At 68.5% G+C, this 20,828-nt stretch carries 12 protein-coding genes; 6 read left to right on the forward strand and 6 right to left on the reverse strand.

Annotation, left to right across the window (positions count from 1 at the left end; genetic code table 11):
• The first annotated feature begins 531 nt into the window (after positions 1-531).
• Positions 532-1,422: a transposase gene (locus AB0M03_RS21005; protein WP_363493076.1), complete on the forward strand. Its 891-nt coding sequence runs from the start codon at positions 532-534 to the stop codon at positions 1,420-1,422.
• A 93-nt stretch (positions 1,423-1,515) separates the two neighbouring features.
• Here AB0M03_RS21005 and AB0M03_RS21010 read toward each other — a convergent pair whose 3' ends face one another.
• The 6 genes from AB0M03_RS21010 to AB0M03_RS21035 form a co-directional block, all read right to left on the reverse strand.
• Positions 1,516-2,892: a glycoside hydrolase family 43 protein gene (locus AB0M03_RS21010; protein WP_363493077.1), complete on the reverse strand. Its 1,377-nt coding sequence runs from the start codon at positions 2,890-2,892 to the stop codon at positions 1,516-1,518.
• Positions 2,893-2,981: 89 nt separating this feature from the next.
• Positions 2,982-4,550 carry an alpha-L-arabinofuranosidase B gene (locus AB0M03_RS21015; protein WP_363493078.1) on the reverse strand — a complete coding sequence of 523 codons (1,569 nt, stop codon included), beginning with the start codon at positions 4,548-4,550 and terminating at the stop codon, positions 2,982-2,984.
• A gap of 138 nt (positions 4,551-4,688) precedes the next feature.
• On the reverse strand, positions 4,689-6,116 hold the full coding sequence (locus AB0M03_RS21020) for a glycoside hydrolase family 43 protein (RefSeq protein ID WP_363493079.1): 1,428 nt from the start codon (positions 6,114-6,116) through the stop codon (positions 4,689-4,691).
• 935 nt (positions 6,117-7,051) lie between these two features.
• A complete protein-coding gene (locus tag AB0M03_RS21025) occupies positions 7,052-10,153 on the reverse strand; it encodes an RICIN domain-containing protein (RefSeq protein ID WP_363493080.1) in 3,102 nt (1,033 codons plus the stop codon).
• Between the two features lie 313 nt (positions 10,154-10,466).
• Positions 10,467-12,518 carry a family 43 glycosylhydrolase gene (locus tag AB0M03_RS21030; protein WP_363493081.1) on the reverse strand — a complete coding sequence of 684 codons (2,052 nt, stop codon included), beginning with the start codon at positions 12,516-12,518 and terminating at the stop codon, positions 10,467-10,469.
• Between the two features lie 117 nt (positions 12,519-12,635).
• Positions 12,636-14,867 carry an alpha-L-fucosidase gene (locus AB0M03_RS21035; RefSeq protein WP_363493082.1) on the reverse strand — a complete coding sequence of 744 codons (2,232 nt, stop codon included), beginning with the start codon at positions 14,865-14,867 and terminating at the stop codon, positions 12,636-12,638.
• Between the two features lie 429 nt (positions 14,868-15,296).
• Between AB0M03_RS21035 and AB0M03_RS21040 the strand changes: the two genes are divergently transcribed.
• The 5 genes from AB0M03_RS21040 to AB0M03_RS21060 form a co-directional block, all read left to right on the forward strand.
• Positions 15,297-16,358 (forward strand): sugar ABC transporter substrate-binding protein, encoded by a 1,062-nt coding sequence (locus AB0M03_RS21040; RefSeq protein WP_363493083.1) that lies wholly within the window; start codon positions 15,297-15,299, stop codon positions 16,356-16,358.
• A gap of 44 nt (positions 16,359-16,402) precedes the next feature.
• Complete coding sequence (locus AB0M03_RS21045; RefSeq protein WP_363493084.1) at positions 16,403-17,968, forward strand: sugar ABC transporter ATP-binding protein; 1,566 nt, start codon at positions 16,403-16,405, stop codon at positions 17,966-17,968.
• Positions 17,961-19,001, forward strand: coding sequence for an ABC transporter permease (locus tag AB0M03_RS21050; RefSeq protein ID WP_363493085.1), 1,041 nt, complete (start codon positions 17,961-17,963; stop codon positions 18,999-19,001). The genes AB0M03_RS21045 and AB0M03_RS21050 overlap by 8 nt, the downstream gene beginning before the upstream one ends.
• A 91-nt stretch (positions 19,002-19,092) precedes the next feature.
• Positions 19,093-20,418, forward strand: coding sequence for an L-fuconate dehydratase (locus tag AB0M03_RS21055; protein WP_363493086.1), 1,326 nt, complete (start codon positions 19,093-19,095; stop codon positions 20,416-20,418).
• Positions 20,419-20,459: 41 nt separating this feature from the next.
• Positions 20,460-20,828: alcohol dehydrogenase catalytic domain-containing protein (locus tag AB0M03_RS21060; protein WP_363493087.1), on the forward strand; the 369-nt coding region annotated here is incomplete at its 3' end.

Consider the following 20,828-nt stretch of genomic DNA (forward strand, 5'->3'; position numbering starts at 1 on the left):
TGTCCTCGGCCGCCTGCCACAATGAGTTGCTCGCCCATGGCTGCCCTCCGAAGAAGAAGCGCTCGCCCGACCTGAGGACGTGCTCGCCCGGCTGTGGAACCTGTGGCAGCCCGGCACGGCGCTGGTCGGCTTCACCGGCCCAGGCGCCCACCGCCTGGGTCGTCGAGCGACTGCGCGAGGAGCGCGGCGAGGGCGAGGTGGTGCTGTTCGCCCGATCGGCGACGGTCGGCGGATTCGCGGAATCCTGGATGAGCCCCACAGAGAACTCGTACACAACTCGGGATTCAGAGGTGGTCTCGGTGCGGGTTCCGGTTTGATCTTCGAGTCCTACTCGATGGCCGGCGGAGGATGTCGCGGACCGCGTCGAGTCCGTGCTGGTTGACGGTGCACCAGGCCCAGGAGCCGCAGCCTTCGCGGGTGAAGAGTCCGGCCGTTGGTCATGGTCTTGCGGCGGTGGCTGACGGTGGGTTGACGCCGGCCGAGGACGTCGGTGAGGCTGAGGACGCATCCTCACCTACAGGGGTGTTCTGGATGAGGCGGAGGATCTGGAGACGATCGAGACCAACCACTGCCCGCCGGCTCCGGCCAGGCCCGTGCTGTCACCCTGCTCGCCCTCGCCCGGCAGAACGCCGTCTGGAGCCGCCAGCAATTCAGCAAGCGATCTTTCCTGTTGGTGGGCATCTTCTGGGTGTGAAGTTGGGGGATGTGAAGCGGCTCCGGGGTGAGTTGGCGGAGTTCGTAGGTGATGTGTCTGGTCTACGGCGCGTCGGTCCCCATGTGCGGCCGGGCCTCGGCCGGAGGGCCCAGCCGCACTGCGGAGCGCTGGGGAAGCGGGCGAACTGCCAGGTCGCGGTGAGCGTGCACGCTGCCACGAACTGCGCGTCGTGCCCGTTGGACTGGCAGTTGCACCTGCCCCGGGAGTGGACCGACGACCCCGCCCGCTGCCGCCGGGGCGGTGCCCCCGAGGGCGCCGTCCACCTGGAGAAGTGGCGCCCGGCCCTCGGGTTGCTGGACAACGTGTTGGACTGGGGGCTCAAGGCGCCGGTGGTGGTGGCCGACGCGGGCTACGGCGCCGACACGCCCTTCCGCCACGGCCTGCAGGAGCGCGGCCTGTCCTACGTCCTCGCCCTGACGGGGAAGGCAAGCCGCTCACGGGCCGGACGTCGAGCTGTACCGCCCGGGCTACGGCGAACTGGGCCGCCCGCGCTTCCCCGCTACCGGACACCGCCGCGCTCCCTGGATCTGCAATGCCGAGCTGGGCTCCGTCGAGGCCGTACGGCAGGAACGGCGCGGTGTGCTTGCCGATGGTGCGGTCCCAGGTGCTCGGACACCTTGGGGGCTGCCAGCTCGGCCAGCGAGCGCAGGACGGACCGGCACTCGTACGTAGCCTCATCGGTGTGGACGACGGCTTCCCCGGCGTAGTGGCGTACTTCCATGCGAGCGTGCCGGCCCGGCTGCCGTCATCAGCATGTTGCTGCGGTTGTGCCCCCGCGGGAGTCGGAGCGGCGCGCGGCCTCAGTACCAGACGGAGAACGTGGCGTCGGCCCTGCCGGTGGTGGTGGAGATCGGGTCGATGCGGAGCACGTAGTCGTAGTGCCGGATGTAGCGGTCCGGGTAGTTGTGCGAGCGGAACGACGACCAGGACGGGTCGGCGAGCCCGGCCGTCTTGTGGAAGGTGGCGTCCTGGGCGAACTTCGCGGTGCCGTCGTTGGTGTCCAGTCGCAGCTGGAAGTAGGCGTGCCGCAGGTAGCGGGTCGGGTCGGTGACGGACTGGAAGGAGATGCCGGAGGAGTCGGCCAGTCCCGGCACCACCTTCCATTCCGAGTCGGTGTAGGGGTCGAACGGGTACGGGTCGATGCGGCCGATGCTGTCGGCCTGCCGCCAGTATCTGTTCGGGAAGTTGTAGGACTTCAGCCGGTTCCAGGCCGGCTTTCCCCATTTGGCGACCATGTTGTCGTACACCGTCTGGGGGATCGGTTTGATGTCGGCGTGCTTGGAGTTCAGCGGCTGGGTGTAGACGCGCCGGTCGGTGGCGGTCCAGGTGCCGGTGGAGAGGTCGCTGGTCTGCCAGGTGTAGAAGAGCGCGTTGGCGTCGCCCCACAGGTACCAGGTGCCGGCGGCCTGGGCGAGGATCGGGCCCTCGATGCCTCCCTGGGGTGCCAGGCCCGAGGTGAACTGGGTGAAGCTGCCGGGGGCGAGGGAGGTGGACTTCGCACCCGTGAGGCTGTTGTGGCCTTTGTAGTACAGGTAGTTGACGCCGTTCAGGTCTTTGGCCAGGGTGCCGTCGATGATGTCGTAGCCGGGGTCGAAGAAGACCTGCGGCGACGTCACGGTCCGGAAGTCCGTGGTGTAGTTCACTATGATCACGTTGTGTCCGCTGCTGTTGACGGCCGAGTAGATGATGGCGTACTGGCCGCGGGAGGCGTCCCAGAAGGCTTCGGGCGCCCAGGTGTGGGTGGCCATGTCGTGCAGTTTCAGCAGGCGGTAGTTGTCGAAGGAGTGCAGGTCGGCGGAGTCCCAGACGTGGATGTAGGGGCTCTTCTTGGTCCAGTCGGTGCCCTTCAGGTTGGTCGCCATGACGACGTAGGTGCCGTCCTGCTTGGGCAGGATGAAGGGGTCGCGCAGACCGCCGTCGCCCGCGGTCGGGGTCACGACGGGGTTGTTCTGGTTCAGCGGCATCCATTGCAGCGCGTCGGTGCTGACGGCGAGGTGCAGGCCGTAGTCCGTGCCGAGGTTGCTCGGTGACTGGGTGAAGTAGGCCATGACGAACGGGGAGGTCGTCGCGGCGCTCGCGGACCGGCTGCCGAGGGTCAGCACGCCGGTGGTGGACAGCGGAACGGCCGCGGCCATGCCGAGGAAGAACCGGCGCGACGGGAGGGGTGTTGCGCTCATCTGGTGCCTCCGGGACGTAGGAAGGTGCGGGCGGATGGAGAACCCGTGGGCGGCCCCGGCCAGGAGCCGCCCACGGGTTCGGTCCCTCGTCAGTTCCAGGGAGCCGCGGTGAGCCAGCTGGTGTCCTGGGCCCACGACTTGGTGTTGTCCCAGGCGTTGGTGCCGCCGTTGCCGGCGATGTAGGCCGTGTAGTTGTAGTGGCGGATGTACTTGGTCGGGAAGTTGGAGGACTGGAAGGAGGTGCCGACGCCGCTGTTGCCCGCGGTGGGGCAGAAGGTGGCGTCCTTGGCGAACGAGCTGCCGCCGTTGTCCGTGTTCAGGTAGAGCTGGTAGTTGGAGTGGCGCAGGAACCGGCCGGGCTTGTCGGCGGATTCGAAGGACAGGCAGGAGGTGTTGGCCAGTCCGGCGCGGACGATCCAGGTGGCGTCGGCCTTGTCGGTGGCCGGGCTGGCGGAGTTGATGCTGGAGATGACGACCTTGGTGTCGGCGCTGTTGTGGCGCAGGTAGTGGGAGGTGCAACAGGGCGAGGTGGTGGCCTGCAGGGAGATCCGGGAGCCGGGGGTGAGGGTTCCGGTGCCGGTCGAGCCACTGTCGTAGCCGGCGGCGGCGATGTTGGCCTGGACGGCGTTCTCGGTGGCGTCCGTGGGGTAGCCCTGGGTCATGACGCCTTCGTAGAAGGTGCCTTGGCCGGTGTTGCTGTTGTCGCCGCCGATGCCGAGGATGATCGCGCCCTGCTTCTTCATCGGGTTGTAGCCGGTGGCGTTGGGGCGCACGCCGTCGTAGAAGGTGGACAGACCGCCCGACTGGGCGTTGCCGCCGCGGATGGCCCAGTGGTTCGGGCCGCCCTTGACGATGGCGGTCGTGAACCGGTGGTTGATGGTCGGGTCGCCCGCGTTCACGCCGCGGTTGACCCCGGAGAACAGGCCGTTCTCCAGGTCGGCCATGATCCAGGGGCCGGTACCGCTGCCGGAGCCCCAGCCCGTGCTGTTGCCGAAGTAGATGGCCTCCATGGTGCCGTTGCCGTCGTCGTTGCCGGTCGTCTCGGCGTTGCCGTAGTCGAAGCAGCAGCCGGCGTTGTAGTGCGTGCCGTCGAAGATGGCGTACATGCCTTCGGGCTGGTCGCCGGTGGCGATGCCGTTGGTGTTGTTGTTGCGGTAGCCGGTGCCTGGGGCCACGTAGACGCCGTACGCCTTGTGGCCGCCGACGGTGACCGGCGCCTCGAAGGCGTTGGCCAGGTTGTCGTTCCCGTTCTCGGCCGGACCGGGCCAGTGGCCCTTGAGCGCCTGGGTGAGGTTGTTGCCCTTGGGCGACTGGTCGTAGATGACGGTGATGACACAGCTGGTGTTCACGCAGAAGGAGTCCTGCTGCGCGGCGTCGGCGTATCCGCCTGCGCTCAGCAGGCCGATGTCCCTGGTCGCGTTGTCGGAAGCGCGCTTGACCTGGTAGAGCGGGCCGTTGTACGCCCCGTACAGGGCGCGCGTGGTGCTGTGCGCGGCGACGCAGGGGGTGCCGCCCGCGGCGTAGATGTCGCACGGCCCCTGGGTGGCGGCCTGCGAGGGGGCGGCCGTGGCGGTGAGCAGGCCGGCGGCGAGGGCGGCGGTGGCACCGGCCGCGAGCAGCGCGCGTCTGACACTGCGTATCCACGGTGGCTTGATCATGAAGGACTCCTTCATCAGGCGGGGGTATGAGGGTGAGCGGACGCATTCATGCTGTTCGGCCGTTCGGACGTGGCGGGTTGGGGTGACGCATCCGCGCCGGCGCCGACCTGGAGGCGCCGGCACTCCTGGCGATGCGGGTCAGCTCGTCACGCGGAAGGTGGCGTCACTGCGTCCCGTCGCGGTGGTGATCGGGTCGAGCTTCAGGTAGTAGGCGTAGTGGCGGATGTAGCGGTCCGGGTGGTTGTACGACTGGAAGGACGACCAGGTGGAGTCGGCGAGGCCGGCGACCTTGTTGAAGGTGGCGTCCGCGGCGAACTGGGCGCTGCCGTCGTTGCGGACCAGCTGGAAGTCGTAGTTGGCGTGGCGCAGGAAGTAGCCCGGGTAGTTGACCGACTCGAAGGAGACGGTGCCGGTACCCGCGAGACCCGGCCGCAGCCGGAACTGGGCGTCCCCGGCGGGGGTGACGTTGGGGTCGATGCGCACGTCGAAGTCGATCTGGCGCACGTACCGGTCCTGGAAGTTGTACGACTGGAGCCGCTGGGCCGGGGTGTTGGGCCAGCGGGAGAGCACGCGGCTCTCCTCGGCGGCCGTGAGGGTCATGATCGCGCCGTGGCGCTTCGGGGTGCCGCCCATGTCGTAGCTGGTTGTCGGCTGGATCCGGTAGGTGCTGACGTCGAACGGGTTGGTCGTCAGGATCGGCCTGTACTCGCGTACGCCCTGCGGGTTGTTGTAGTCGATGTAGAGGGCCCACTCGGCACGGTCCCTGAACTTCATCCAGACCGGGCCTTCGACCACGTTGCCGGTGAGGCCGATGCTGGAGAGGTTGCCGAGGTTGGTCCACGTCCCCAGGATCGAGTTGCTGCCCTCGACGTTGTTCTGGCCGTCGCCGGAGACCCTCAGGTAACGGTAGGGGCCGGTACCCGCGGGCACCTCGGTCATCTGGGTGTCGACGACCGGGGTGCTGCCGGGCGGGTCGATCCAGATCTGCGGGGTGGTGATGGTGCGGAAGTCCGTGGTGCGGGCGGAGTAGATGCGGTACTTGAGGATGCCGTTCACGGTGGCGTTCGTCGCCCAGTACAGGACGTAGTCGTTGGTCTCGGGGTTCCAGATCGCCTCTGGCGCCCAGGCGTTCTTCCCGCCGGGGATCAGTCCGGCGGCGCCGAGCAGCCACGGCTTGGACCAGGTCACCAGGTCCGTCGACTCCCACACCACGAAGTTGGGGCTGCCGTTCTGGTAGGTCGAGCCGCAGCGGATGCACAGGTCGGTCGCGATGATCCAGTACCGGCTGCCGTCGGGAGAGCGCACCAGTGCGGGGTCGCGCACCCCCTTCGTGCCGATCATGGAGTTCAGGACCGGTGCCCCGCCGTTGAGGTCGTTCCAGTGCAGGCCGTCCGTGCTGTGCGCGAGGTACAGCATCTGACCGGTCGCGGAATCGCCGGTGAAGTGGACCATCAGGTAGCCGGGATCGGCGGCAGCCGCCCGCTGGGCTGTGGACAGGGCTTGGCCTGTGAAGAGGAGGCAGACGGCGAGCAGCATCACCGACAGCCGGGCGCGAAGCGCGGACATGGACATCTCCTGATCGTTCTGTACATGCACAGGGCGAAGGGAGGAACTGGGGTGGCGGGCGGGCTCGGTCTCGATGGGACGGGGACACGGTCAGTGCCGCACGACGCAGAAGGGGCAAGGACGCCCGACTGACTGTCTCTTTCCGAGTGCGGCACGTGACGGCGGGAGTGCGCCGCCCGGTTTCGTGAGTGGTCGGGCGGCGCCGCTCCCAGGTGGCTCGTGTGAACCGGAGGTGACACCGCTGTTTCACTCCGGTGAGATTGTTAGCGCTAACAATTGGGTCGACAAGAGGAAGCGCTCGCCGTTACCCAATCGTGATCCGCCTGGCCCTGCTCAACCCCACACGGCAGCAACGCTGTTGAGGGCGCCTCGAACGGAAGGTCCGCCGGCTCGAACAGGACCGGGGCGACTGGATGGGTGAGTACGACAAGGTGACGGAGAGGAACAAGCAGTTGGGACACGAGATGGAGGAGGTGGTGAAGACCGTCGAGAACCTGTGACCCGTGCGGCCGGCCCTGCGCCCGGCGCCGCAGCACCGGTCCTCGCCCGCCCTGGGGCACAGCCGTACGCACGCCTCGTACCTCCGGACGAGCCGGCGCCTCCTGCGGGACCAGGTCGCAGCCTTCGGCGTCGCAGACCGCGAAGATTGACCGGATCATCTGCCGGAGCCGGCGCAGCCACGGCTTGCTGTCGCCGTTCTCGGCCGCGAACGCCTCCGTGGCCGAAATGAGTTCTTCGTATCCGCGCAGGCCCGGCCCGCCTGGGCGCAGCGGCCGGCCTCCCTCGCCCGGCACGACCCCCGGCCGCGCAGGCCTCGTGATCCCCCGCGCGCCGCAGGGCTCCCCGCTTCGCCGAGGAAGCGGGAGCCCTGCGGTCGGCCCGGGTGGAGGCGGCCCGCCGGAGCTGCGCCGGGGCTGCTTCCTTCGCGGACCGGGTCAGTCCACGTTGACCACCCTCCACACCTGGCTGTCGGCGTTCGTGTCCGTCGCCTGGACGAGCTGAGCGCCTCCCGAGGACACGTCGAGCACCTTGTTGCTGTTCACGTTCTTGATCTTGTAGTAGCCGTCTCCGGTGGCGACCAGTGTCCAGTGCTGGTTCGCGGCGTTGGTGTCGGACGACTGGATGACGGACGCACCGTCCGCGGTGGAAGCACCGCTGACGTCCATGACCAGGGCACTGTTCCGGCTGACGACCTTGTAACTGCCGTCACCCACCGGGACGAAGCGCCAGTTCTGGTTCCCGGCTCCGGAGTCGGTCCACTGGATGACGTTGGCTCCGGCGGACAACGATCCGCCCGAGACATCGACCGCCTTGGAGCTGTTCTTGTTGACCATCTTGTAGTTGGCGTTCGTCGCGGGGAACCGGATGGAGGCGAACGCGTCCACCGCGCAGACGGTCGCGGAGGAGGCGGTGTTCTTCGTCCCGGTGCACACCACCCTGATCGTGTGCGGGCCCGCGGCCAGGTCCGTCTTCTCGAACAGCGGCACCTGCTTCGTCACCGTCGGGGCGTAGGCGTCGATGCCCGCCCGGGTCAAGGTGCCGTCGATGTAGACGTCCACCTTGCCCATGTTCGGCTGCGTCATGCTGAGGTACCGCACGCCCGAGCCGGTGAACGAGAACTCGGCGTAGTTGCCCGCGGTGCTCGCGACCTTCTCGGACCCGTTCACGTCCCTCGTGTCGTTCCAGTTCGACCAGGTCCCGGAGTAGGTCACGCCCGCGGCCTTGTCGTCGACGTGGTTCCAGCGCTGCCGCACGAGGGCGTTCGACGCGGCGGACACGTTCCCCCGGGCGTCCACGACGTAGAGCCGGTAGTCACCCGCCGTCTGCGGGACGCGGATGCTCGTCGAGGTGCCGCTCGCGCTGGTCATGGTGGGGCCGGCGGCGAACGTCGCCGTACCTGCGGGAGCCAGCCAGAGCGTCTTGGTCGCGTCTTGGGGGCTACGCATCGGAATGGTCGTCACGCCCGTGCCGGCGAACGTGCTCGCGGGCAGGGTGTAGTCCTGGAGAGCCGCCGCTCTGCTCTGGGGGACGAGGTTCTTGTAGGCGTCCTCCAGACCGGCGTTCAGGGCGATGGCGTACGCCTGCGACGGCCACACGTTGTCCCCGTGGCCCCGCACGTCCTGGATCGTGCTGTTCGGGACGTTCCTGCCGGCGATCTTGTTGACGGTGCCGTAGTTGTTGGTGATGGTCAGGTCGTGCTGCCGGCCCCAGGTGCCGGAGTTGATGGTGTACGCCAGGCCCGGGTCGACGTCGAACACGTTGTCGTGCTCGTTGATGAAGGCGGAGCCTTCATCGGGGTGCAGGCCGTACTTGTGGCCGGCAGGGACGCCCTTGATGTAGTTGCCGCTGATCTCGGTTCCCGGCTGGCTGCCCAGCGTGTAGATGGGAGCGGAGTCGCCGAGCACCTGCATCGTGTCGAGGATCTGGTTGTACTTGATGGTGTTGTTCTTCGCCGTGCTGGTCGGGTTCCCGGGATTGATGGAGTTCGTCGAACCGTCGAAGTTCCACCATCCCCAGCCCAGGGTGATGCCCGCCCACGGGGACTTCTCGATCCGGTTGTGCTGCACGGAGAGGGAATCGACGAAGTACGCCGACACGGGGCTGGAGCCCTGGAACGACACCGCGCTGTCGTAGAGGTAGTTGTCCGTGATCGAGATGTTCTTGCAGATCCCCTCGACGTTCACCGGGTACTTCTCGTGGTTGGTCGAGGTGTAGTCCCCGATGTACACGTGCTGGGGGTGCCCCACGGTGATCGCGGAGCCGGCTATGTCATTCGTGACGTTGCCGGTCAGCTGTGAGTCCGTCACGTCGTCGGCCAGGGTGATCCCGTCGGCACCGGTGTGCTGCACCGTGTTGCCCTGCAGGACGATCCCGTCGGCGTTCTCGATCTGGACGGCCGCGGGCGGCAGGTCGACGTTGCGGTAGGTGTACGCGTGGAAGTTCTGCCGCGCGTACACGGTCGAGCTGGCGTTGCCCTGCGTTCCCTGCCGGAAGACGGAGCCCGCGACATTGACCAGGTTCCAGTCGGAGTGCTCGACCGTGAGCCCGGAGAACGTGATGTTCCGCGCGTGGTCGGTGGTCGACGTGCCGGCGATCTTGAGGAGGGTGGACAGGTTGTTCGGCGCGAAGACCTTCGCCGAGGTCATGTCCTCGGAGCCGGACTTGTAGTAGTACAGCGTGTGGGTGGTCTTGTTGAAGTAGAACTCGCCCGGCTGGTCCAGGAACTCGTACGCGTTCATGAACGCATGACTGCCGCTGGCTTTGAACGGGCCGTACGGCGGTGCCTGGGCGATGGCCGCACCCGGCTGCTGGAACAGGGCCACGCGGTTGGCACCGTCCGGGCTCGTGGTGATCTGACGGACGCCCACGATGGCCGTGGTCCAGGTCGTCGCCGACACGATCTCGACGTCGTCCTGGTCGGACGCGACGGCCGGCAGGTCGGAGAGGCCGTACTTCGCCCCGTCGCACTGCGAACCCGACTCCCAGGCCCAGGGGGCCTGGCCGGCCGTGACGGTGTAAGTTCCGTAGCAGCCGGTCGTGTTGATCGTCTTCGACGCCATCCGAGCGCGCTTGTCGTTGACGTAGAGCGCGCGGAGCTTGTCGTCCCGGTCGAGGGTGGCCTTCCAGATGTTCCCGCTGTGCTGCGTCCAGCCGGTCACCTGAACGCCTCCGTCCAGGACCGGCTTCTCGCCCGGGTAGGCGGCGTAGACGACACGGTGCCCGTTCGTGCCGGAGTCGGCCGAGGTGAAGTCGACGGTTCTGCTCACCGGATAGGTGCCGCCCCGGAGAAAGACGTTGATGTCCCCGGTCATGTTGCTGTCGACCGTGCGCACGACGTCCCGCGCGTGCTGGAGGGTCTTGAACGGCGCCGTGATGGTGCCGGGGTTGGCGTCGTCACCGCCGGGGGCGACGTAGTACGTCGCCTGGGTCGCGGCCGAGGCCGGGGGCGGTGCGGCGAGGGAGGTCAGCAGTGTGGCGGAGACGGCCGTCGCAAGCGCCACTGGCGCCTTGCGGACGACGGAGGTGAGGGGTTTCATCCTGGTCCATCCTGGTGGGTTCGGACGGTCGGGCAGACGCTCATCGCGGCTCGGCGAGTTCTGTCGGTGAAATTAGCCGCCCTATCGACAACCCCGTCAAGAGTTTGCGCATGCTTCATTTCGATAGTCCAGCGCATTGACCCTTCCTTGGGTGGGGGTTAAGTCCGGTAACTCCTTATAGGCCCCTTCTTTCCTCGCACCACTGCACGCAACCTCACCCACCAAATGAGTACTACTCATTTGGAGAGTGCGAACGAGTCGGCCCCGCTGCCCATCGGGCGGCGGGGCCGGTGCGGGAGCGTCGAACCACCGTCTAGCCGGTGACGCGCTGGAAGGTCCACCGCTGGTTGGTGCTGCCCCGGTCGGAGTACTGGATCAGTACGGCGCCGTCGGCCGTACCGCCCCCGCCGACGTCGAGCACCTTGCCGCTGTTGCGGTTGACCAGGGCGAACTGGCCGCCGGCCTGCGGACGCAGCGACCACTGCTGGCTGGCCCGGCCGTCGGCGGTGGCCTGCACGACCCGTGCGCCGTCCGCCGTCGAGGAGCCCGCCACGTCGAGGACCTTGCCGCTGTTGACGCAGGTGACGGTGTGGTAGCCGTCCGCCGTGGACTGGAAGGTCCACTGCTGGTTCGGCACGCCGTTGTCGGTCCACTGGACCAGGCCCGCGCCGTCCGCCTTCGAGGCGCCGGCCACATCGGCGACCTTGCCGCTGCGCACACAGACGATCTTGTACGCCCGGGTGGGTCCGACGGTGTACTGCACCGAGTCCACGTCGACGTGGCCGGTGCCGTTCGGGTTGTAGGTGTAGAGGCCGACCCGGTCGCCCCGGTAACCGCCCCAGGTGAGCTGGTAGGTTGCGCCGAACGAGGTGAAGGTGGTCCCGTCGAGGCTGTAGGAGAACCGGCTGACCCCGTTCACGTCCCAGGTGGTGCGCAGCCACACGGCGTTCTGCGTGATCACCGGACCGTCGGTGAGGGTGCCGTTGACGTTCTGCGAGAGCGTGGTGGTGGTCCCGGAGCACCGGACGCCCAACCCCGCGTAGGTGGACGCGTAGTGGCACAGCCCGGCGAACTGCCCGTCGGCGAGGCCGGCCAGTTCGATGCGGACGGTCACCGTCGCGCCGCCGGCCGGGCGCAGCACGCGTTGCGTGAGGGTGTTGCCCACCTTGGTCAGGTTGTCGGCCACCAGCGGCGCGAACGCCTTCAGCCGCAGGTAGCCGGGGCGTTCGGTCAGCGACCAGTGGTCCGCGCGCGGCTGGTAGTACCACTCCCACTGCGGCTTCAGGCGGGTGTCGGTGAACAGGTCGCCGGTGACCACGGGGGGCAGCGCGTCGACCGGCAGACCGGGCGTGCCGCCGGCCGGCACCTGGCCCGTCCACACCATGCTGCCGATGCCGTCCGCACCCACCTGGCCCGGGATCGGCCAGCCGTCCACCCAGGTCACCGGCAGCAGGGACAGCGGCCGCCCCTCCCAAGCGCCGTGGCCGTGGTGGGTCACGAAGTACCAGGTGCCGTCCGGGGCCTGCACCAGCCCGCCCTGGTTGGGCTCGCGGTCCACCGAGGAGTTGACGTGCTCCAGCTGCCGGGTCTCGAACGGGCCGTAGAGGCTGGAGCCGCGGTTCATCATGAGGACCCGGCCCTCGGGCTTCACCTCGCTGTACAGGTGGTAGTAGAGCCCGTTGATCTTGTAGAGCTTGTTGGCCTCGCTGCCCGGCGACTGGTGGATGACCGTGGACGGGCCGACCAGCGACTTGCCGTCCTCGGACAGCTTGAACAGGTGGATCTTGTAGCCGTCCGAGTAGTGCGTGGTGACCAGGTAACCCTGTCCGTCGTCGTCCCAGAACGGGCACGGGTCGTCCCAGCCGGAGGTCCGCCACACCGCCGTCAGCGGGTCCCACGGCCCGGCCGGCGAGGGGGCCGAGGACATGAAGAAGCCCTCGTCGGGGGTGTTGAAGTACACCCAGTACCGCCCCGCGTGGTAGCGGATGGACCCGGCCCACACGCCGCGGCCGAAGCGTCCCATCCGGTCCCAGTTCAGCAGCGGACCGATGGCGGTGACGTCGCCGACCACGCCGCCGAGCGTCCGCCAGTTGACCAGGTCCCTCGAGTGCAGGACGGCCATGCCGGGCGAGTACCCGAAGGTGCTGGTGATGCCGTAGTAGTCGGCGCCGACCCGGATGCAGTCCCAGTCGCTGAAGTCGCCCGGGAGGACGGGGTTGACGTAGGTGCCGTCGCCCTGGTCGCCCCACGTCCCGGCCGGAGGCACGGCTGCCGCCGCCCGGCCCGGTGGCAGCAGGCCCGGCAGCAGGAGCGCCCCGGTGCCGACCGCCGCGAGCCGGCCGAGCTGACGTCTGGTGATGTCCACAATCCCGTCCTAGGTCAAGGGAAGCCCGCCAGGCAGCGGAGGTCCGGGCGCTGGGTACGGGCGTCCGGGGCCGCGAGCCGTTGTGCTCGCGGCCCCGTACCCGGCGGTGGGCGGTGGTTACACCGCCGTGAAGGTCCACAGCAGGTTGGAGCTGCCGTTGTAGGTCCACTGCTTGGTGACGGAGCCCGACGCCACGCTGCCGCCGCCGTCGAGGACCAGACCGGTGGCGCGGTTGGCGATCGAGTAGCCGTAACCGGTCCGCAGAGTGATCTTCCACTGCTGGTTGGTGCTGCCGTTCCACGCGGCCTGCCGGGCCGCGGAGCCGGCCGTGGTGGCGCCCCAGCCGTCGGCGACCATGCCGTTGGTGCGGTTGACCAGCTTGTAGTAGCCGCCGCCCACGTCGACCGCCTGCCACTGGAGGTTGGTGCTGCCGTTCCAGGTCCACTGCTTGAGGTTGGACCCGGAGGCGACGTTGCCGCCGCTGTCCAGGACGAGGCCGTCGGTGACGTTGGTGAGCCGGAAGTACGTCGCCGGATTGAACTGGACCTTCAGCGAGGTGATCTGGTCGTTGTTGCCGGTGGCCCTGAGGTCGGGGTTGTCGGCGGTGAAGGTCCAGGCGGTGCCGGTGAAGTTGTCCGCCGAGTAGCCGACGACCTGGAAGCCGGGGGACGTGCGGATGGAGGAGATGGCGGCCGCGCCCACACCGGCCGCGGCCAGGTCGGCCGCGGTGTACTCGCCCACGGCGAGTGCGGCGGAGGCGCCGGTGTAGTTGACGTCCTTGAAGGCGACGGCGCCGGCCGGCGGCAGCAGGTCCGGGATGGTGCCCGAGAAGGTGAGCTTCAGGACGTACGCGTTGGCGCTGTACGGGGTGGAGGAGGGCAGCGCGACCGTGAGGCCGGAGGTGCTCTGCGCCGGTGCGGCCAGGTCGATGGTGGTTCCGGCGGTGGAGCCGAGCAGCTTCACCGAGGTCAGCGACGAGAGGTTGATCCGGTCCGAGCTGAGGGTCTTGATCGTGAGTGAACTGCCGGGCCAGCCCAGGACGGTGGCGTACAGGACGTTTCCGGTCTTGTTGCGGGTGAAGCGGATGTCCTGCGGTGTGCCGGCCGTCGGGTTGGTGAAGGAGCCACCGCCCATCTTCGTCGGGCCCTCGCCGTACGCCGTCCAGGCGCGGGTCGAGTAGATCGACTCGCCGAAGCGCTTCAGGTGGTCGCCGATGCCGAGCAGGACGTCCTTCTGCGCCTGGGGGATGGTGCCGTCGGCCATCGGCGCGATGTTCAGCAGGACGTTGCCGTTCTTGCTGACCCGGTCGATGAACGAGTGCAGCATCTGCTGGATGCTGTAGTAGCCGATGCCCTGCGTGTAGCACCAGCTGCTGCTGGAGATGCTGTCGTCGGTCAGCCAGTACGGGGTGGTGAGGTCCGCCGGGCCTCCGCGCTCGTAGTCGAAGATCTCGCCCTTGTTGTTGAAGCCGTCCTTGTAGGTGGCGACGACCTCGCGGCCCCAGGAGTTGGCCTGGTTGTAGTAGTAGGACAGGAAGTTGAGGCGCTGCGTCTCGTCGACCCTGTTCAGGTCGAAGTCCTGCCAGAGGATGTCCGGCTGGGCGCGGTCGACGACCTCCTTCAGCTTGTCGTACCAGAGCTGGTTCTCCTGTGCCCTGTCCAGCTGCCCGTAGAGCTTCTTGAGGCTCGGGTCCGACTGCGCGGGGGCGCTCTCGTAGAAGCCGTTGAAGTTGAACGCGTGGTGCATGGCCACCAGCAGCTTGAGGTTCTTGGCGCGGATCGCCGTGGCAAACAGCTGCAGCAGGTTCAGCTTCGGGCCCTTGGCGACCGAGTTCCACTCGTTGACCTGGCTGTCCCACATGGAGAAGCCGTCGTGGTGCTCGGCGACCGGTCCGGCGTACTTGGCGCCGGCGTCGACGAACAGCTGCGCCCACTCGTCGGGGTCGAAGTTGCCGCCGGCCGACTTCAGCTTCGGGGCGAACTGCACGGTGTTGCCCGCGAGGTCCTGCGCTCCGTTGATGAAGTTGTGGTAGGGCCAGGCCGACGGCTGGCCGTAGGTCGCGATGTGGTGCTGGTTGACCGCGCTGCCGGCCTTGTACATGTTACGCGGGTACCACTCGTTCTCGTACGCGGGAACGCTGAAGACCCCCCAGTGGAAGTAGATCCCGAACTTGGCGTCCTGGAACCACTCCGGGGCCGCCGGGTGCTGGTCGACCGAGGTCCAGTCGGGCGTGTAGGTGCTCGGTGCCGCCTGTGCGACGCCGGCCGCGAGGCCGCCGCCGGCGATCGCGGCCGCCGCCACGCCTGCTGCTACGGACAGGAACTGACGTCGATTCAGAGAGCTTGCCATGAGGACATCCCTTGGCTGGGGGAAGCGGAGGCGGGCTGAACCGAGGGACATGTGACGCGCACGTCCCTGGAGCGCCGGAGGTTACGCACGAAGTTCGTCCATGTGACGCCCTGATGTCAACGGGCGCGCAGGGATGAAAACGGCCCCCAGGTCGCGACTTTGCCCCTCTATGGCGACACACGCCCCATTTGCCCTGCGCCAGACATGGAATGTTTGGCGCCTGCGATGCCATTGATGGGATTGATTTGCACCGCCGGCCACCTGGCGATCATTCAACAGGCCGATCTTCCAGCATTTTTGTCCGACGCCTAGACAGCAGCGTGGGCGGGCGCCTATACATACATCCCATCTCTCCGATGCGGCGGCGCACGACAGCCGTCGCCCGGCACAGCTCTCTCCCGCTCAAGGGACCAGCGCGAGGACGTACCGATGAGACTCAGGACCGCACTCTGCTCCATCACTTCAGCCATGTCCGCCCTGGCACTGCTCAGTGCCTGCAGCGGCGGCTCCGGCACCGCGGCGGCAGGTGGCGCGCCGCTGGTCGGCGTGGACTACCCGCGTTCCGACACCGACTTCTGGAACTCGTACATCAAGTACACGCCCCAGTACGCCAAGGAGCTGGGGCTGGACCTGAAGACCACCAACTCCCAGAACGACGTCGCCAAGCTGACCGCCAACGCGCAAACCTTCATCAGCCAGGGTGTGAAGGGCCTCGCGATGGCTCCGCAGGACACCGCCGCCATCGCGCCGACGCTGGCGCAGTTGGAGGCGAAGAAGATCCCGGTCGTCACCGTCGACACCCGCCCCGACACCGGCAAGGTGTTCATGGTCGTGCGCGCCGACAACCGCGCCTACGGCGAGAAGGCCTGTCGGTTCCTCGGCACGAAGCTGGGCGGCCAGGGCAAGGTCGTCATGCTGGAGGGCGGCCTGGACTCCATCAACGGCCGTGACCGCACAGAGGCGTTCAACGACTGCATGAAGAAGAACTACCCCGGCATCAAGGTGTTCGGCGAGGCCACCAACTGGGACGGCGCGGTCGCTGCGCAGAAGCTGCAGACCGACCTCACTGCCAACCCGGACATCAAGGGCGTCTACATGCAGTCCAGCTTCGCCCTCTCCGGCACGCTCCAGGTCCTCAAGCAGAAGGGTCTGCTGGTCGACCCGAAGGACCCCAAGCACGTCTTCGTCGTGTCCAACGACGGCATCCCGGAGGAGCTGAAGTCCATCGGCGAGGGCAAGATCGACGCCACGGTCTCCCAGCCTGCCGACCTGTACGCCAAGTACGCCCTGGACTACCTGAAGGCGGCGATCGACGGGAAGACGTTCAAGCCCGGCAAGACCGACCACAACAGCACGATCATTCAGGTCCGCGAGGGTCTGCTGGAGGACCAGCTCTCCGCTCCCCTGGTCACCGCCGACGGCGGCACCTACGGCGGCGAGGCCAGCGTCAAGAGTGACGACAAGTCGCTGTGGGGCAACAACCTCGGCTGATTCTTCCTCCGGAACCAACGGCTCACGAGCACAAGGCGGTTGAGATGAGCGACGGGGAGCGAGCAGGCACCCCCGCGCCCGCCCCGGCGGACGGCGGGCAGGTCCCCGCAGCCCCGCCCGTCGTCGAGGCGACGGGCATAGTCAAACGATTCGGTCCGACGGTGGCCCTCAACGGCGCCCGGATCACCATCAGGCCCGGCGAGACCCACGCGCTCGTCGGCCGCAACGGGGCGGGCAAGTCGACCCTGGTGTCGGTCCTCACCGGCCTGCAGGCCCCCGACGAGGGAACGGTCGCTTTCGGCGGCGGCCCCGCACCACGCCTCGCGGACCGCGACGCCTGGCGACAGCGCGTGGCCTGCGTCTACCAGAAGTCGACGATCATCCCCACCCTGACCGTCGCCGAGAACCTCTTCCTGAACCGGTACGACCACGGCCGCAGCCGGCTCATCAGCTGGCAGGGTGTGCGCCGGCGGGCGCAGGAGCTGCTGTCGACCTGGTCGGTGGACGTCGACCCGCAGACTTCGGCCGGCGAACTCAGCGTGGAGCAGCGGCAGTTCGTGGAGATCGCCCGGGCGCTGTCCTTCGGGGCGCGGTTCATCATCCTCGACGAGCCGACCGCCCAGCTCGACGGGGCGGCCATCAGCCGGCTCTTCGAGCGCATCCGCGAGCTGCAGCGCCAGGGCGTGACCTTCCTGTTCATCAGCCACCATCTCCAGGAGGTCTACGACATCTGCGACATGGTGACGGTGTTCCGCGACGCGGCGCACATCGTGACCGCGCCGGTCGCGGAGCTCCCCCGCGCCGAGCTGGTCGCCGCGATGACCGGTGAGGCCGCGGTCGACCGGCTGCAGGTGCGGTCGAGCAGCCTCGACCGCACCGCACTGCCTGCGCTGTCCGTACAGGCGTTGGGCAGTGACGGCTCCTACCATGACGTCACCTTCCAGGTGGGCTCCGGGGAGATCGTCGGACTCGCGGGCGCCGCCGGCAGCGGCCGCACCGAGGTCGCCGAGACCGTCGTGGGGCTGCGGACGGCCCAGGCGGGCGAGGTGGAGATCGCCGGGCGGCGGCCCCGGCCGGGCAGCGTGCCCGCCGCGCTCGCCGCAGGCGCCGGGTTCGTCCCGCAGGACCGGCACCACCAGGGCTTCGTGCCCGACATGTCGATCGCCGACAATGCCACGCTGTCCGTGCCGCACCGGCTCGGCACGAACGGCTTCCTCAGGCGTGGCCTACGGGACCGGCTCGCCGACAACATGATCGAGAAGCTGGCGATCAAGACGCCGGGACCCGAGCTGCCCGTCTCCGCGCTCTCGGGCGGAAACCAGCAGAAGGTCGTCATGGCCCGCGCTCTGGCGGACGACCCGCGCCTCCTGGTGCTGATCAACCCGACCGCCGGTGTGGACGTGCGCTCCAAGGAGTTCCTCCTCGGCAAGGTCGAGGAGACCGCGGAGTCCGGCACCGGAGTGCTCATCGCCTCCGACGAACTCGACGACCTGCGCATGTGCGACCGGGTCCTGGTGATGTTCCAGGGCCGGGTGACCTCGGAGATGGCCCGCGGCTGGCACGACCACGAACTCGTGGCCGCGATGGAAGGAGTGGACCTCGATGCCTGAAACCGTCCTCACGGACACAGCCGCCCGGGCCGTCGAACCCAAGCCCGGGCGCACCCCGCTGCTCGGCGGCCGGATCCCCCTGGCCCGGCTGCGCGACCTCGCCCTCGTCCCCGCGATCGTCGTCATCGCGATCGTCGGCCAGATCGTCAACCCCGTCTTCCTGCAGGCCGACAACCTCATCAACGTCCTGCAGACCATGTCCGAGATGGCCCTGCTGGTCCTCGCCCAGACGATGATCCTGATCGTCAAGAAGATGGACCTGTCGCTGGAGTCCACGATGGGCCTGGCGCCCGGTGTCGCGGCCTGGCTGGTCGTCCCGGTCGGCGCCGGACACGGACTCGGTCTGCTCCCCGGCGCCTGGGCAATCCCTGTCACCCTGGCCGTGGGCGCGCTCGTCGGCGTGATCAACTCACTGCTGATCATCCGCTTCGGCCTCAACGGCTTCATCGTCACCCTCGGCATGCTGATCGTGCTGCGCGGCATCCTCACCGGCATCTCCGGCGGCCAGACCTTCTTCCAGCTGCCGGAGTCGATGCTCTACCTCGGCACCGCCCAGTGGCTCGGCATGCCGGCCTCCATCTGGATCTGCCTGGCCCTGTTCGCCATCGCCGTCGTGGTGCTCGGCTGGACCAGCTTCGGCCGCTCGCTCTACGCCATCGGTGGCAACGTCGACGCGGCGAAGGCGGGCGGCATCCGTACCGACCGGGTGCTGTGGATCGTCATCGTGACGGGCAGCGTGCTCGCCGCCCTCGCCGGCCTGATGCTGTCCGGACGCCTGGCCTCGGTCGCCTCCGCGCAGGGCAACGGCTACATCTTCACCGTCTTCGCCGCCGCCGTCATCGGCGGGATCAGCCTCAACGGCGGCAAGGGCAGCATGTTCGGCGCGTTCTGCGGCATCCTGCTGCTCTTCATGATCCAGAACGTGCTCACGCTGGCCGGCGTCCCCGCCCAGTGGATCGGCGCTCTCAACGGCCTGATCATCCTGGTCGCCCTCGCCATCTCCCGCATCACCGGCGGCAAGGTCCAGGAGTGACCCGGGCGGTTGCCGACCGCCGCCCGGCCTACGCCGCGTCCACGTCTCGCCACGAGGGGATCGCCCCCGTGTTCCTCACAGGAGTTGCCGCATGTCCTCGCCCGCGCCCGCATCCGCCCGCATCACCGCCCTGGACGTCCTGGACGTGCGGTTCCCCACCTCCGAACACCTCGACGGCTCCGACGCCATGAACCCCGAGCCCGACTACTCCGCCGCCTACGTGGTGCTGCGCACCGACGCCGGCGACGGACTGGAGGGCCACGCTCTCGCGTTCACCACCGGTCGCGGCAACGACGTCCAGGCCGCGGCCATCGCGGCCCTCGCCCCGTACGTGGTCGGCCGGTCCGTCGAGGACGTCTGCGGCGACCTGGGGGCCTTCTCCCGTTCGCTCGTGCACGATCCGCAACTGCGCTGGCTGGGCCCGGAGAAGGGTGTCATCCACATGGCCACCGGAGCCGTCGTCAACGCCGCCTGGGACCTCGCCGCCAAGCGCGCGGGCCGGCCCGTCTGGCAGTTCCTCGGCGAGATGTCCCCCGAGGAGCTGGTCTCCCAGGTCGACTTCCGCTGGCTCAGCGACGCGCTCACCCCGGAGGAGGCGCTGGACATCCTGCGCCGGGCCGAACCGGGCCGCCAGGAGCGCATCGCCCGTCTTCTGGAGCGCGGCTACCCCGCCTACACCACCACGCCCGGCTGGCTGGGCTACTCCGACGAGAAGCTGGCCCGCCTGGCGCGCGAGGCCGTCGCCGACGGCTTCACCCAGATCAAGCTGAAGGTCGGTGCGGACCTGGAGGACGACGTCCGGCGCATGCGGGTCGCCCGCGAGGCGGTCGGCCCGGACGTCCGCATCGCCGTCGACGCCAACCAGCGGTGGGACGTGGCTCCCGCGATCGAATGGATGCGCGCCCTCGCCCCCTACGACCCGTACTGGATCGAGGAGCCCACCTCCCCCGACGACATCCTCGGCCACGCCGCCGTCCGAGCGGCGCTCGGCCCGATCAAGGTCGCCACAGGCGAGCACATCGCCAACCGGGTCGTCTTCAAGCAGCTGCTGCAGGCCGGCGCGGTGGACATCGTGCAGATCGACTCCGCACGGGTCGGCGGGGTCAACGAGAACCTCGCGATCCTCCTGCTCGCCGCGAAGTTCGGGGTTCCGGTCTGCCCGCACGCCGGCGGTGTGGGGCTGTGCGAGATGGTCCAGCACCTGTCGATGTTCGACTACGTCGCCGTCTCCGGCACCACCGAGGACCGGGTCGTCGAGTACGTCGACCACCTGCACGAGCACTTCGTCGACCCCGTCCGCATCGCCGACGGCCACTACCTCGCGCCGACCCTGCCCGGGCTGAGCGCACAGATGCACCCGGCCTCGCTCAAGGAGTACGCCTACCCCGACGGTCCGGTCTGGACCGCCCGTGTCTGACGCCCGGCTCGTCGAGACGCTGAAAGGACCCTGAGAACACGATGACGCTTGCTGTCCGTTATACGGCTGCCCGGACGTTGGACACGGCTCCGGTCGAGCCGTCCGAGCCCGGCCCGGGCGAGGTGCTGCTGGCTCCCGCGTTCGTGGGGATCTGCGGTACCGACCTGCACATCTTCCACGGTGACATGGATGCCAGGGTGAAGACGCCGGCCGTCCTCGGGCACGAGATGTCGGGTCGGGTGCTGAAGGTCGGCGCCGGGGTGGAGGGCTGGTTGCCGGGCGACCCGGTGACGGTGATGCCGCTGGCCTGGGACGGCACCTGCCCGGCCTGCCTGGCGGGTCACCGGCACGTCTGCCGGCAGCTGGACTTCATCGGCATCGACTCGCCGGGTGCGATGCAGCAGCGCTGG

The sequence above is a fragment of the Kitasatospora sp. NPDC051914 genome, from assembly GCF_040680995.1.
Lineage (GTDB): Bacteria > Actinomycetota > Actinomycetes > Streptomycetales > Streptomycetaceae > Kitasatospora.

What these genes read in the sequence shown, in the direction of transcription:
- AB0M03_RS21040 (WP_363493083.1), top strand. Translation starts at nt 15,297, where the DNA reads ATGAGACTCAGGACCGCACTCTGCTCCATCACTTCAGCCATGTCCGCC.
- AB0M03_RS21020 (WP_363493079.1), bottom strand. Translation starts at nt 6,116, where the DNA reads ATGTCCGCGCTTCGCGCCCGGCTGTCGGTGATGCTGCTCGCCGTCTGC.
- AB0M03_RS21005 (WP_363493076.1), top strand. Translation starts at nt 532, where the DNA reads ATGAGGCGGAGGATCTGGAGACGATCGAGACCAACCACTGCCCGCCGG.
- AB0M03_RS21050 (WP_363493085.1), top strand. Translation starts at nt 17,961, where the DNA reads ATGCCTGAAACCGTCCTCACGGACACAGCCGCCCGGGCCGTCGAACCC.
- AB0M03_RS21025 (WP_363493080.1), bottom strand. Translation starts at nt 10,153, where the DNA reads ATGAAACCCCTCACCTCCGTCGTCCGCAAGGCGCCAGTGGCGCTTGCG.
- AB0M03_RS21055 (WP_363493086.1), top strand. Translation starts at nt 19,093, where the DNA reads ATGTCCTCGCCCGCGCCCGCATCCGCCCGCATCACCGCCCTGGACGTC.
- AB0M03_RS21015 (WP_363493078.1), bottom strand. Translation starts at nt 4,550, where the DNA reads ATGATCAAGCCACCGTGGATACGCAGTGTCAGACGCGCGCTGCTCGCG.
- AB0M03_RS21010 (WP_363493077.1), bottom strand. Translation starts at nt 2,892, where the DNA reads ATGAGCGCAACACCCCTCCCGTCGCGCCGGTTCTTCCTCGGCATGGCC.
- AB0M03_RS21045 (WP_363493084.1), top strand. Translation starts at nt 16,403, where the DNA reads ATGAGCGACGGGGAGCGAGCAGGCACCCCCGCGCCCGCCCCGGCGGAC.
- AB0M03_RS21035 (WP_363493082.1), bottom strand. Translation starts at nt 14,867, where the DNA reads ATGGCAAGCTCTCTGAATCGACGTCAGTTCCTGTCCGTAGCAGCAGGC.